The sequence below is a fragment of the Candidatus Anstonellales archaeon genome (genome assembly GCA_038869735.1).
Lineage (GTDB): Archaea > Micrarchaeota > Micrarchaeia > Anstonellales > CG1-02-47-40 > JAWCQO01.
Map to the genome: position 1 here is coordinate 124,051 of JAWCQO010000002.1, position 13,286 is coordinate 137,336.

The window sequence follows — 13,286 nt, forward strand, 5'->3', positions numbered from 1 at the left end:
CAACAGGTAGCCGTCATTTCAATAACCCAGAAATTTTCAAGGACGCATTGGTCTTAGCATTTAACTATTCAACCGGACTACCCCTCTCAAATTATTTTTAAATCACCTGAGTGGAACTTTTACATGCTCCCGCGGTTTTCTCCCCTTCGGGCAAACCCGCTGATACACCACAAACTCCTCCTTCAAAAAAAGGCAGAATCTTTTTTAAAGGAACATATGTTTGGACCCACGCCTCCATCCTTTTTTGTGGGTTGGCATGGGTACCCAAACGTAAACTGGGGGCCTATGGTCTCATGGGAGAAAGTAAACGACAACCCAAAGGACTGGTGGGGGCTACCCTATGAGAAAGTTTTAGAAAACTGCTCCATGCTTGTGCGTGGAAAGAGAAATTGCGAGGTATTCTCCCGTGACAGACATCTTTTGGAGGCCCAAGAAGCAATAATGAGTACAGTTCCAGTTGACGTCGAAGTCAAATTTGTTAAAAAACCGCATTTTCAGCTTGAAGTATCTACTACTACTCCCCCCATGGGGCCAAGCGCCCCTCTAAAAGAGATGCGGGTTGCTCAAAATCCAAAAATCCCAAAGCGTGTTGATGAAGCAATAGAAGAAGGCTTACCAGCTAGGGAAGCAATAAACGAACTTTATGATTGGGGATTTGAAAATTATTACTTGGTCAAGCTACTGAGCGCAGGAATCTTAGGTAAAAAAGAAACAAAAAAATTGGTTCCAACCCGCTGGGCAATAACTGCCATCGATGACATTATAGGAAAAGCTATGATAGAAAAGGTAAAGCTCCTTCCTCAACTATGCGAAATCCAAGTATATTCAACCGAATACCTGCATAACCACTTTGAGATTCTTCTTCTTCCAGGTAGCTGGGAGTTTGAGCAATTCGAGGCATGGGCTCAAAACACACTCTGGAACATGAAAAAACTACAAGAGATGGGCTTTGACATATCAGTACCTCGAAAGAAGCTTGAGTCCACCATCTCTATGTCCTCTTCTACCCCAACGTCAATTGCTCACGAATACGAACCATACGGCGGCAGAAGCGATTATGCTCAGTCGGAAGCAGGCGGGTACTACGCTGGCAGATATGGGGTCCTGTGGGGACTTTTACACAAAGTAAAACGCCAAGCTAGAGCAGTAGTTTTCAGAGAAATCTATGAAGATTACCAAATTCCTGTTGGAGTTTGGGAAGTCCGTGAGAATGCCATACATTGCTTTGATAACAAGCCACTCTGCTTTGAAGATATAAAAGCCGCTCTTCGCTATCTTTCAACAAAACTCACCGTACCTATTTCCGATTACTTAAAAAAATCTATGATAATACCTCAAAGCCGCCTAACCGATTTCTAACCAAACGGAGAAGTCTACTTTGCGTCTCCGTTTTCTTTGTACTGCACCCTACAGCCTTAATAGAGAACCTTACAAGCTACCAGAAAGCAAATGCGAACGAAGCTTACGCTACTTAACAAAAAACTTATAAAGAAATAAAGAGTTTAAATAGTTGGTGATATTACGATGTTAGAGTTATCTATCCTAATAGCCGGTATCCTATTATTGGTGCTTCTTTATGCGGTTCTCACCTTTAATCACTTAATAACTCTCAAAAACCGCATTGAGAATGCTTGGGCACAGATAGACGTGCAGCTAAAGAAAAGAGCAGATCTTGTTCCAAACCTTGTAGAAACAGTAAAAGGATATGCAAAGCATGAAAAGACCGTTTTTACAGAAGTCACAAAAGCCCGCACAGCCATACTCAACGCCAAATCTGTTAAGGAAAAGGCAAAAGCAGACAATTTTCTTACTCAAACACTAAAATCCCTTTTTGCAGTTGCTGAGAACTATCCTAAGCTCGAGGCATCTAAAAACTTTCAGATGCTTCAAGAAGAACTCTCAGGAATTGAAAATAAAATTGCTTATGCCCGCCAGTTTTACAATGACTCCGTGTACGAATTAAATAAAGCAATTCAATCCATCCCGACAAACATAATAGCGGCTCTGATGAACCTAAAAGAAAAGGATTACTTCAGAGTTGAAGAGGAGGATACCAAGCCAGTAAAAGTAAAGTTTGAATAAGAAAAACCAAAAGGTCAAAAGCTCAAAATCCAAGTACACCCAAATCCATCGAACTACGCACACAACATTAGAATAATTTTTTAGAATAATCTTATCAGTTTCTTTTGCAGGTTTTTCACATGGAGCGTAAGAGTTTCTATGAACAGATTACTCAAAACAAAATAAAGTCTTATCTTCTTTTAGGAGTGATACTCCTCTTAGTATTTGCCTCATGTTGGCTTATTGCTTCTCTTCTAATGCCCCGTAGCGGTCCTATTCTGATTGTTTTTGCATTAGTTCTCTCCATTCTCTATTCTTTTGGAGGTTACTACTACTCTGATAAAATCATCCTCGCTGCAACCGGAGCACGAAAAGTAGAAAAATCTGAATATCCACACCTTTTTCATACAGTTGAAGGACTTGCAATAGCAGCGGGCATCCCAACTCCTCAGATATATATAATGGATTCGCCCTCACCAAACGCCTTTGCGACAGGGAAGGATCCAGAGCATGGGATAATAGTAGTTACTCGGGGTTTAATCGAGCTCATGAATAGAGAGGAAATTGAAGGAGTTCTTGCTCATGAAATATCTCATATCCAAAATTATGACATCCGATTTGCTACCCTTGCTGTTGTTCTCGTTGGACTTCTTAGCATCATAAGCAACTTCTTTTTGAGGGCATACTATCCTTTCGGTGAAAGGAGCAGAGGAAGAGGAGGCAGGTTTGAGATCATGCTTCTCTTTGTTGCAATCCTCTTCATAATATTAGCTCCGATAATCGCTCGATTAGTAAGCCTCGCAATATCCAGAAAAAGGGAATTTTTGGCCGATGCATCAGCTGCAAAACTTACACGAAATCCACTTGGGCTTGCAAGCGCTCTTGAGAAACTTAGAAAAACCAAGCAACCGCTAGATGTTCCAGAATCAGCAGCTCCACTCTTCATTGTCAATCCGTTTGGAGGCAAATTTGCAAATCTCTTTTCAACTCATCCGCCAATAGAGGAGAGAATAAAAGCTCTAAAGGCAATGTAATCTTTTTTCTTATATCTCCTCACCGATTTCTTTTTTCTCTTCTTCCATATTTGTGCGACCAAACACACCCTACCAAACAAAGCAACTCAAAAAGACAGCTTCCTAATAACCGTAAAAAGGTCTGAGAAAAAAGATAAAAGCTATGGCATATACTCCAGACAAAGAGAAAACCATCAAGGCTCTTATTTTTAAGCTGCCTAAAACTCAAATCCTCTTTACCTTAACATACTCAGCAAATCTTTTGTTTCTGCATCGGTTTTTATTGCTGTTGGACGAAAGTGAGTCCTAGAGGCCAAAAATCCTGCACTCCTCAACTTCTCAACGACAATCTCTGTCTTTAGAGGCGAAAAACCGTATTTTTTTGCCAATCTATGCAAATCATAATAAAGTGGAGGCATGCCATTTTCTGAACCCATCAGTCCGAGAATCTTTTCAATTCTCTTTTCAAGCTGATACTTTCTTTCTTTGTTTTTGGCTCTCATAATTTCTAGAAGATTATCCGAGTGGAGCTTCCCAACATACAATGGACCTGCAACTACCTCATCTCTTTCTTTTTTGCATCCAAATGATTTCTCTTCTATCCTATATCCCAATGTCTTTTGATTATATAATACGAAACCTTGCCTCTTTACTGCTTCGTACGCTCTTGAAGCGTCCTTTTCAACTTCAATAATTATCTTGAAATAATGCTGATCTGATAGTGAGAACAGAGGATACGCAAATAAGTTGAACTGGGCAGCACTCCGTTGTACCATTCCTATCAATATTCTAATCCCAATCTCATGGCACATTTCATTATGAAGAGGAAAAGAACCGTAATTTCTGACGCATGCCTTGTATTCGGAGCCACAAAGAACTGCTGTGTCAGTCGCAGTTATAGACATCCAACCTTTCTTGCATTCTTCAAGGTATCTGCATGCATCATAAATAAAAGGGGCAGGTGAACCAAATGGATCATATTCAATAAAATTAAACGCATGCTCTCTGCTTATCAAGAGTATTCGCACATCACCTGCAAAAAATGACGCATCTTTGATTTTGTTTATGCGCGCATTTTTTCTTGCACATAGAACTGCTTTTTTACTTCTATCAGCAAATATTACCTTGCCAACGTTTTCATTTTCAATTTTGTATCTGACTCCTCGAATTCCCGAGCCGCAGAATGCATCACAGATGTCTACCTCCCTTTTTATTCCACTTATTGCAAGAGAGCACAGGTCGCGGCAAATTTCCATCTTGGGATTAAAAAAAACTCCTTTATCTATCTTTAATACTGCGCTTCCCTCTTCCACTATTTCAGCCATCATCTACCCCTAAGCGCACGTGTTCTTAAATTCCTGCTTCTTCCCTCAAAATCTTAGCTTTGTCTGTTCGTTCCCAACTGAATTCTGGTTCTTCCCGCCCAAAATGTCCATAGCAAGCAGTCTTCTTGTAGATTGGTCTCCTCAGATCCAAGTCACGTATTATCTGCCCAGGTTTTAGGCGAAAATTCTCTTTTACAAGCTTCTCGATTTTTTCTTTTGAAATAGCCTCTGTTCCAAAGGTATCAACAAAAACAGATACTGGCTCAGCAATGCCTATTACATATCCCAACTGAACTTCGCACTTTCTTGCAAGCCCAGCCTTTACGACATTTTTTGCAATATATCTTGCCATATACGATGCCGAACGGTCTACCTTAGTAGGGTCTTTTCCAGAAAAGCATCCCCCACCATGAGATGACATCCCTCCATAGGTATCAACTATTATTTTTCGTCCAGTGACTCCGGTGTCCCCAGCAGGTCCGCCCAAAACGAATCTGCCAGTGCCATTTATTATAACCTTGGTCTTTGGGCTATAATACTCTCCAAGCGAGGGCTTTACAACATTCTCAATTAAATCCTCCTTTATTCTTTCAAGGCTTACCTCCTTTCCATCATACTTTTCATCATGTTGCGCCGCTATAACCACTGCGCTAACCCCCTTTGGACTATTGTCCTTTCTTTTGTACTCAACCGTTACCTGAGTTTTTCCATCAGGTCTCAAATAGGGCACAATCCCCTTCTTTCTCACTTCCGCAAGCCGATATGCAAGTTTATGTGCAAGCGAAATCGGTAGAGGCATAAGCGTGGGAGTTTCGTCACAAGCATAACCAAACATTATGCCTTGATCCCCAGCCCCTATCTCCTCTAGGTCTTCTTCTCTAACTCCTTGGGCAATATCCGGAGACTGGGAGTGAATTGAGACCATAACCCCGCTTCCTCTGCAATCAAAATAGTACTCCGGCTTAGTGTAGCCTATTTCTTCAATGGTTCTCCTAACTATCCCCTCTACATCCGAATATCCCTTAGTTGTAACTTCCCCAGCTACAATTACAATTCCGGTTGTGGCAAGCGCCTCTACCGCAACGTGGGATTGTGGATCCTGTCTTATTAAATCATCCAATATTGCATCAGCTATCTGGTCGCAGACTTTGTCTGGATGCCCTTCGGTTACTGATTCGGAAGTAAATAAATATCTGTCAGCCATATCGAAACCTCCTTCAAAACATTTTCTTTAATTGCTTTTAAAATCCAATTCTTTATATCATTTTTGAGTTTAAATGGAGATGTGAAGAAGATGAGCATCTTTGCTTGTGCGCCAACAAAAGCAATACTGTGTGGCGAGCACTTCGTTGTGCATGGAGAAAGAGCAATTTCCATACCCTGTAATCTAAAAAATTGCGTAGAACTTTCCAAAAAAAGAGGCTCAGACACTCTCTATATCAGAGGAAAAAATGGAGCGTTAAAGCTGAGCTTAGACGGAGAAGCCGTAGGCTCTTCTACATTGCAATCGCTTGCCCCAATATATTTTGAAGTCCTGAAGCTTGCAGATATCAAAACCCATCCCGCATTGGATATGGTTATTCATTATTCAGATGCTCCAAAAGGGATGGGCAACTCAGCTTCAATTGCGTGTGCAGCTGCAAAAGCTCTTTCAAAATATTTTAGGCTTAAGCTTACTAAAAACCAACTTTTTGAATTAACCCAAATGTCTGAAAAGGTGTCACACTCAAATCCTTCAGGCATAGATGCAAAAACTGTTGTAGAAGGAAAAGCACAGCTATTTAGACGAGGAACAGACTGCAGCCCACCCAAATTTAAGCAAATTTACATTAGACTCCCGCAAAGTTGTGTTTTTCTGATAGTGGATACTTCCATGGAAAAAATAGCTCAAGCAAAAACATCGAGGCTTGTACATAAATTCACAAAATATCTGATTGGGAATCCAAGTGAAAAAGAAATCCGACTCACTTACAGAAAAATACTGAGAGGCTTTCTGGTTGAACTTAGGCGAAAAAAACAGGAGCCGCAAGCTATCGGAAATCTGATGAATGAGAACCATAAGTTGTTAAGAGATGCAGGAGTTTCAAGCAAAAGCATTGAAAAAGCAATAGATGTTTTGATGGCACAGCCCGGTGTTTTTGGCTGCAAGCTAACTGGAGCAGGAGGAATGGGGGGAGCCGTTCTTGCATTGGTAAAAAAAAGCAGGATTCCGGATATTGCCGTTTCTCTTTCAGCTAACGGCTTCCGCTCTTTTACAATATAAACCCCTTCTTACAATAAATCCTTTTACAATATTGCAATATAATGGCCCTATGCATTTAGGCATGATTAGAGTCCTTTTTCTTCTTTTTCTATTTATAGCTACTGCGTTATCCTTAATCTCTTCTAACCATCACCTCGCTAATTTTTAACCCTTTACAATAATCCTATCCTGGAAATTTGGCATTTATGCATCACTTGCTGACTTTACAAAAGCAGATTCCACCTTCCAAAGGTTGCCCCAGACCAAAAAGCCACCCAAAAATCGACAACGAATCACAAAACATAAAACTATATTAAAAACAACCTAAAAAACGATGCGCTACCAAAAAGTATTTATACAAGTTGTTTGTATTATAAGCTTGAAATATTACTTGTAAGAAATTTAATTGCGAGAAACTATTTTCGTGAAAAGTAATAGACATCGCTTGCTATTCTTTAAGTTTGAATTCGGAGGTGAGTACCTATGGCAAGAAATTTGGAAGGCCAACAAGTTCTGATTTTGCCGGAAGGCGCAACAAGAGTTCTTGGAAGAGACGCTCAGAGGACAAACATAGCGATTGCATATGCAGTTGCAAATGCCATTAGGACAACTTTGGGTCCAAAGGGAATGGATAAGATGTTGGTCTCAGAGCTTGGAGATATTGTCATAACAAACGACGGAGCCACGATCCTTGAAGAGATGAATGTTGAGCATCCAGCCGCAAAGATAATGGTTGAGATTGCAAAGACGCAGGACAAGGAAGTAGGCGATGGAACTACAACTGCAGTTATGATTGCAGGAAATCTTCTCAAGAAAGCAGGCGACCTTCTTGACCAAAACATCCACGCAAGCACAATAATAAAAGGTTATACAATTGCTGCTGAAAAAGCAGTAGAATATCTTGATGAAATATCTTTCCCAGTATCACTCAAGGACACCAAAGTTCTTGAAGATATAGCTTCAGTTGCGATGGGTTCAAAAGCCATAGGTGCAGGAGATGCAAAGAAAGAGCTTGCAAAGCTTGTTGTCAAGGCCGTTACCCGCGTTGCCGAGCTTAAAAACGGTAAGTACGTGATTGATCAGGACCTGATCAAAATAGAAAAGAAAGCCGGAGGAAGTATACATGACACAACCCTGATTGAGGGAGTGCTCATCGATAAAGAAATAGTCCATCCTCAGATGCCAAAAAGCATAAAGAACGCCAAGATTGCTTTGTTGGACGCAGCTCTTGAAATTGAAAAGACAGAAGTTGACGCCAAGATAGAAATCACTTCTCCAGAGCAGATGCAGGCGTTTTTGGCACAGGAGGAGAAGATGTTAAAGGACATGGTTGAAAAGATTGCTGCAAGTGGCGCAAATGTAGTCTTCTGCCAGAAAGGCATAGATGATGTTGCACAGCATTATCTTGCAAAGAAAGGAATTGCAGCTGTCCGCAGAGTCAAGAAATCTGATATGGAAAAGCTTGCCAGAGCAACAGGGGCACGAATCGCAACGAGTCTTGAAGATTTAAGCGAGAAGGAGATAGGCAAAGCCGGTAAGGTCGAAGAAAGAAAAATAGCAGGCGAGGCAATGGTCTTCGTAGAAGACTGCGCTAATGCCACTTCTGTGACTCTGTTTGTGCGCGCCTCAACAGAGCACGTAGTTTCAGAAGGCGAGCGTGCAATAAAAGACGCTATTGGCGCGGTCTCCTCTGCAATAGAAGACGGTAGGGTAGTAACAGGCGGAGGAAGCGCAGAAATAGAACTGGCAGGAAAACTGCAAGAATATGCTATAAAAGTTGGTGGAAGAGAGCAACTTGCAATTTCTGCCTTTGCAGAATCCCTTGAAATTGTCCCGCGCACACTAGCAGAGTCCACTGGAATGGATGCCATTGATGCAATAGTCTCACTTCGCACAAAACACAAGGAAAAAAACGGAGGAAGCATAGGTGTAAACGTCAATGAAGCAAAACTTGAGGATATGAAATCTCTGGGTGTCGTTGAACCAGCAAAGGTAAAAAAGCAGGCAATCCAATCGGCTTATGAAGCGGCAAAAATGTTACTGAGAATAGACGACATGATTTCTTCCAAAGGCAAAACATCAACTACGCCAGGCGGAGGCAAAGGAGGAGGAATGGGCGGAGAAGGCGGCGGAGGATTAGGGGAAGATTACTAGTCTCCACATAAACGGCATAAGTGAGGAGCATATAAAAAACTGCCGATGGTTGCACTAACAGGAAAGATTACTAGTCTCCACATAAACGGCATAAGTGAGGATGAGTACAACGCATATGTTTGGAGGAGGATTAGAGGAAGATTACCAAGTCTTCACACAACTCCTCTACACAAAGATAGTGTTGGATTCAACTGCTTCAATTTTCCAGGTTTATCCATTTCAAAACCTAAAGAGCAAATAGAGAAGTTCCAACCCTAAACTAAACCTTCACAACTCAAAAGCACAACCAATGTCCAACCTATCTTTTGCTCAATACCTTCTTAGCGCATCTACAGGGTCTAACTCAGCAGCTTTTTTAGCAGGGAAATATCCAGATAAAAGACCAACGGAAATAGAAAATACAAAACAGAATCCTACAAAAGCAGCATTGATTGAAGTAGGAATCCCACCCAAAATATTCAAACCCAAAGCTGCAGCGACACCTATTATTATCCCACACGCTCCTCCAATCGCCCCAATAAGCCCAGACTCAACAAGAAATATCTTTTCTATTTTCTTCCTACTTGCGCCAATAGATTTGAGTATACCAACCTCAGGGGTTCTTTCAACTACTGCCGTAAACATCGTATTTGCAATTCCAACGCCACCAACAATAAGTGACACGGCAGCGATGCCCCCCAAGAATAGGGTCAATATTCCAGTAATCTGTTCAACTTGTTTTGATATATAGTCAGCCGTAATCAAGGAAAAATCTCGCTCATCTTTTTTTAGCTTGTGGGCAGAAAGAAGTTCGCTTTCTATAATCTCCTTCATCTCCTCCATATTGCGGTCCTTCTCTATAGTTAACCTTATCGCTGAAACCTCATTTTCAACCAAACTTTTTTCTGCTATATCTCTTGCGTCCTCTATCGGTATATAAAACGCTGAGTCGATCATTCTTCCAGCCTGTCCGCTTCCTCCACCCCCCTTCAATATTCCTACGATTCTAAATTTTTTCTGCTCGTTTCCGACATAAACAAAACTTCCTATCTCTATTTCATTGTCAAATGCATTATACGCTATCCCTCTTCCTATGACTGCTACCTGCCGGTCTGTCTCTACAAGCATCCTTCCTTTTTCTATTTCAAGAAGCTGTGTTTGCCTAAACAGGCTTGGCTCTATCCCCGTCAAAAAAGCCGTTATACTCTGCGTTTTATACCTCACGTCAGCACTTGCTTGTATCACAGCGGAAACATACTCTACTCCCTCTAGTTTTTTTATACGCTCAACATCACTCTTGTATAGCTTCCCAACACTTGGCGGCTTATAATTTGCTCTTGAAAATGCAGTCTGGACGCTTATCTCCTTTCCCGGGATTATGACTATTGTATTAGCTCCAAAATTTTTAAGTTGACTTTGAATGCTATCATTTAAACCTTGGCCTATCGAAACAAGCACCACTATTGCCGCTATGCCAACAATAACACCAATTATTGTGAGCCAGCTGCGCAGGCTTCGGTGCTTCATGCTTTCTATGGCATAAAGCAAATATTCCTGGCCCTCTGAAAGCATCCTGTTTAACTCGATCATCGGTGCGCACCAACCCTCTTTTGCTAATCTTCAAAAGAAAGCTTATTAATATGGCTATTACAATCTTTTTAGATGGTTTCAAAGAGTGTTTTGCTCACGTGCAACGCAATAAAATCCCTCAAGATACAGGGGGCTCGCAATATAGCAAAGGCAGCAGTGAAAGCCCTTGCCCATCAGGCAAAATCATCAAGGGCACGAAACGCATCAGAATTCATCTCAGAACTTTTGGAAGCAGCTGATATTCTTGCTTCCTCGCGCCCAACAGAACCGATGTTGAGGAATTCTCTACGCAAAGCACTGCGCTTTGTCTTCTTTCGTCTTAATCTTGAAAATACCGAAGACATTTCCGTGCTAAAAGAGAGAATGGAGCACGAGGCAAGGGAATTTGAGTCAAATATGCGGAGGAACTCAGAAAGAATTGCAGAGATAGGTTCAAAACTCATCCCAAAAAATTCTGTTGTTCTTACACATTGCCACTCGTCAACCGTGACAGCAATACTCATCCGCGCAAGCGAAACGAGAGGAATAAAACAGGTTGTTTGCACGGAAACACGTCCCTTATTACAGGGGAGAATAACTGCTAAGGAACTTCACAATGCCGGCATCAAGTGCACCCTAATTGCAGATTCTGCCGTAAGAGCATCTATAGCAGAATTTAGGCCAGCTGTAGTTATAGTCGGTTCTGACGCAATTTCTGTTTCAGGTGAGCTAATTAATAAAATAGGAACTTCTCAGATAGCAGAGCTTGCGAACTCCAGAGGAATCCCTTTTTACTGTGCAGCGGAAATATATAAATTTGACCCAGCAACAATTTGGGGTAAGATGGAGGACATAGAAGCAAGGCCTAAAGAAGAGCTTTTATCTACCCTCAAGCCAAGCTCATCACTGAAGGGAAGCTTCTTTGGCGGAATAAAGTTAAAAGGAGTGGATGCATTTAATCCTGCATTTGATAGAACAGAAGCTAAACTAATAACTTCATATATAACTGAGCTTGGAATTTTTCCTCCCCAGAGTTTGTCCGGGATAGTCTCAAGTGAGCTTGGAATAAAAAACCCAATATAACTTTGTAAGTGGTTTTACACATGGTAAGAAAAGCACCTGACTCTAAAGTATTTAGAAAAAGGGATTACCTTTGTACCGTACATCATTTTGACATGACAGCAGGAAGAAAAATAGTTGTTTTAAATGAAGAGGAAGCTATCGAGAACGATATTTATCCTTCATACCGAGTCCTGCTTGAGCATAACAAAAGAAAGACTATCGCCATAGTGAACTTATCCAGAGATCACATTAAGAGAGGAGAAATAGGCATTTATGAAGAAGTTGCAGAGGAGCTTGGGGTAGGCGACGGTGACAAAATCCTTATCAGGCAGATGGAAAAGCCAGAATCAATGGAATATATAAAAAAGAAACTTGATGGCAAAGAACTTTCTCAAAGCGAAATAGATGCAATAATACAGGACCTAATGGAAAACCGCCTTTCAGAGTCAGAACTATCAGCATTCATAACAGGCATGTACATTCGAGGCTCAACCGAGAACGAGGTAGTAGCCCTCACCAATGCAATAGTAAACTCCGGTGAAACTCTTAATCTTCAAAAGAAGCCGATTGCAGACAAGCACTGCATAGGTGGAATTGCGGGAAACAGAACAACCATGCTTATAGTTCCAATCTGTGCAGCTGCCGGTGTTTATATACCAAAAACATCTTCGCGTTCAATAACCTCAGCCGCTGGAACCGCCGACACAATGGAAGTCCTTTGCAATGTTGAGCTTTCAATTGAAGAAGTGCGCAGAGTTGTTCTAAAGGCTCATGGCTGCATAGTGTGGGGCGGAGCCATGGAGCTCGCGTCAGCAGACGACAAGCTTATCCGAATAAGGCATCCACTATCCCTTGACCCATGGGGAATAATGCTTGCCTCAATCCTTGCAAAGAAGAAAAGCGTTGGAGCGCAATATATAGTTATAGATATACCGGCAGGAAGAGGAGCAAAAATAACAGATCAAAAAGTAGCCAGCAAACTTGCAAGGGATTTTCTTGTTCTTGGAAATCGGCTAGGCATGAAAATAGAATCTTTAATTACTGATGGGACGGACCCGATCGGAAAAGGAGTTGGTCCAGCCCTTGAATGCAGAGATGTCTTAGAAGTTTTGGAGGGGGGCGGACCAATAGACCTCCGCGACAAGAGCTGTCAAATGGCAGGAATTTTGCTTGAGCTTTGTGGAAAAGTAAAAAAAGGACTAGGCTATGAAGTTGCCAACAGGCTCATTGATTCCGGAAAAGCACTAGCAAAGCTTAAAGAGATAATTGAACTGCAAGGCGGAGATCCAAAGGTAACTTCAAAGGACATAGAAGTAGGAAAGTACACCTACGATGTTGTTGCAGAAAAAACAGGAAGAATCGCGCACGTAGACAATCGCCTTATTTCAAAAATAGCTCGCGCAGCAGGGGCTCCCACTGACAAAGGAGCCGGTCTTTATATGAATTTTGAGAAAGGAGACAAGGTAAAACAAGGGGATGTACTTTATACCATCTATGCCGAAAGCGAAAGTAAGCTTTCGTTTGCAATAAAAACCCTTGAGGCATGGGAAGCTTTTGAACTTCAGAAGATAATCCTAAGCACAGTAAAATAAAATATGAAACGAACCCGTGTAATCGCGTATGCCACCAAACCTTCTTCCTTACTCTATTTTTGAACTTTTGATTTCTTTTAAGTAAAGAACCCGTGTAATCGCGTATGCCACCAAACCTTCTTCCTTACTCTATTTTTGAACTTTTGATTTCTTTTAAGTAAAGAACCCGTGTAATCGCGTATGCCACCAAACCTTCTTCCTTACTCTATTTTTGAACTTTTGATTTCTTTTAAGTAAAGAACCCGTGTAATCGCGTATGCCACCAAACCTTCTTCCTTACTCTATTTTT

Annotated in this window: 11 protein-coding genes; 8 read left to right on the top strand and 3 right to left on the bottom strand. The window is 41.4% G+C overall.

Annotated elements, in window-relative coordinates; translation table 11 throughout:
- Positions 1 to 123 precede the first annotated feature (123 nt).
- The 3 genes from QXF67_01505 to QXF67_01515 all read left to right on the top strand — a co-directional run bounded on the left by QXF67_01505 (position 124) and on the right by QXF67_01515 (position 3,095).
- Complete coding sequence (locus QXF67_01505; protein ID MEM3060194.1) at positions 124 to 1,359, top strand: hypothetical protein; 1,236 nt, start codon at positions 124 to 126, stop codon at positions 1,357 to 1,359.
- A 165-nt stretch (positions 1,360 to 1,524) separates the two neighbouring features.
- Entirely contained in the window at positions 1,525 to 2,082 is a 558-nt protein-coding gene (locus QXF67_01510; protein MEM3060195.1) for a LemA family protein, read from the top strand.
- Between the two features lie 119 nt (positions 2,083 to 2,201).
- Positions 2,202 to 3,095, top strand: coding sequence for a M48 family metallopeptidase (locus QXF67_01515; protein ID MEM3060196.1), 894 nt, complete (start codon positions 2,202 to 2,204; stop codon positions 3,093 to 3,095).
- A 215-nt stretch (positions 3,096 to 3,310) separates the two neighbouring features.
- On the opposite strand, the gene QXF67_01520 is transcribed toward QXF67_01515, so the two are convergent.
- Positions 3,311 to 4,399, bottom strand: coding sequence for a tRNA (guanine(10)-N(2))-dimethyltransferase (locus QXF67_01520; GenBank protein ID MEM3060197.1), 1,089 nt, complete (start codon positions 4,397 to 4,399; stop codon positions 3,311 to 3,313).
- A gap of 25 nt (positions 4,400 to 4,424) precedes the next feature.
- The gene (gene metK, locus QXF67_01525) at positions 4,425 to 5,603 is read right to left on the bottom strand and encodes a methionine adenosyltransferase (GenBank protein ID MEM3060198.1); all 1,179 of its coding nucleotides are present in this window, start codon (positions 5,601 to 5,603) and stop codon (positions 4,425 to 4,427) included.
- A gap of 90 nt (positions 5,604 to 5,693) precedes the next feature.
- On the opposite strand from metK, the gene QXF67_01530 reads away from it, so the two are divergent.
- The 3 genes from QXF67_01530 (at position 5,694) to QXF67_01540 (ending at position 9,053) form a co-directional block, all read left to right on the top strand.
- Complete coding sequence (locus QXF67_01530) at positions 5,694 to 6,662, top strand: hypothetical protein (GenBank protein ID MEM3060199.1); 969 nt, start codon at positions 5,694 to 5,696, stop codon at positions 6,660 to 6,662.
- Positions 6,663 to 7,124: 462 nt separating this feature from the next.
- On the top strand, positions 7,125 to 8,795 hold the full coding sequence (thsB, locus tag QXF67_01535; GenBank protein ID MEM3060200.1) for a thermosome subunit beta: 1,671 nt from the start codon (positions 7,125 to 7,127) through the stop codon (positions 8,793 to 8,795).
- A 45-nt stretch (positions 8,796 to 8,840) separates the two neighbouring features.
- Positions 8,841 to 9,053, top strand: coding sequence for a hypothetical protein (locus tag QXF67_01540; protein MEM3060201.1), 213 nt, complete (start codon positions 8,841 to 8,843; stop codon positions 9,051 to 9,053).
- A 51-nt stretch (positions 9,054 to 9,104) separates the two neighbouring features.
- On the opposite strand, the gene QXF67_01545 is transcribed toward QXF67_01540, so the two are convergent.
- Positions 9,105 to 10,364: an ABC transporter permease gene (locus QXF67_01545; GenBank protein MEM3060202.1), complete on the bottom strand. Its 1,260-nt coding sequence runs from the start codon at positions 10,362 to 10,364 to the stop codon at positions 9,105 to 9,107.
- 72 nt (positions 10,365 to 10,436) lie between these two features.
- Between QXF67_01545 and QXF67_01550 the strand changes: the two genes are divergently transcribed.
- Positions 10,437 to 11,426 (top strand): S-methyl-5-thioribose-1-phosphate isomerase, encoded by a 990-nt coding sequence (locus QXF67_01550; protein ID MEM3060203.1) that lies wholly within the window; start codon positions 10,437 to 10,439, stop codon positions 11,424 to 11,426.
- Positions 11,427 to 11,446: 20 nt separating this feature from the next.
- Positions 11,447 to 12,997: an AMP phosphorylase gene (locus QXF67_01555; protein MEM3060204.1), complete on the top strand. Its 1,551-nt coding sequence runs from the start codon at positions 11,447 to 11,449 to the stop codon at positions 12,995 to 12,997.
- Positions 12,998 to 13,286: the final 289 nt, after the last annotated feature.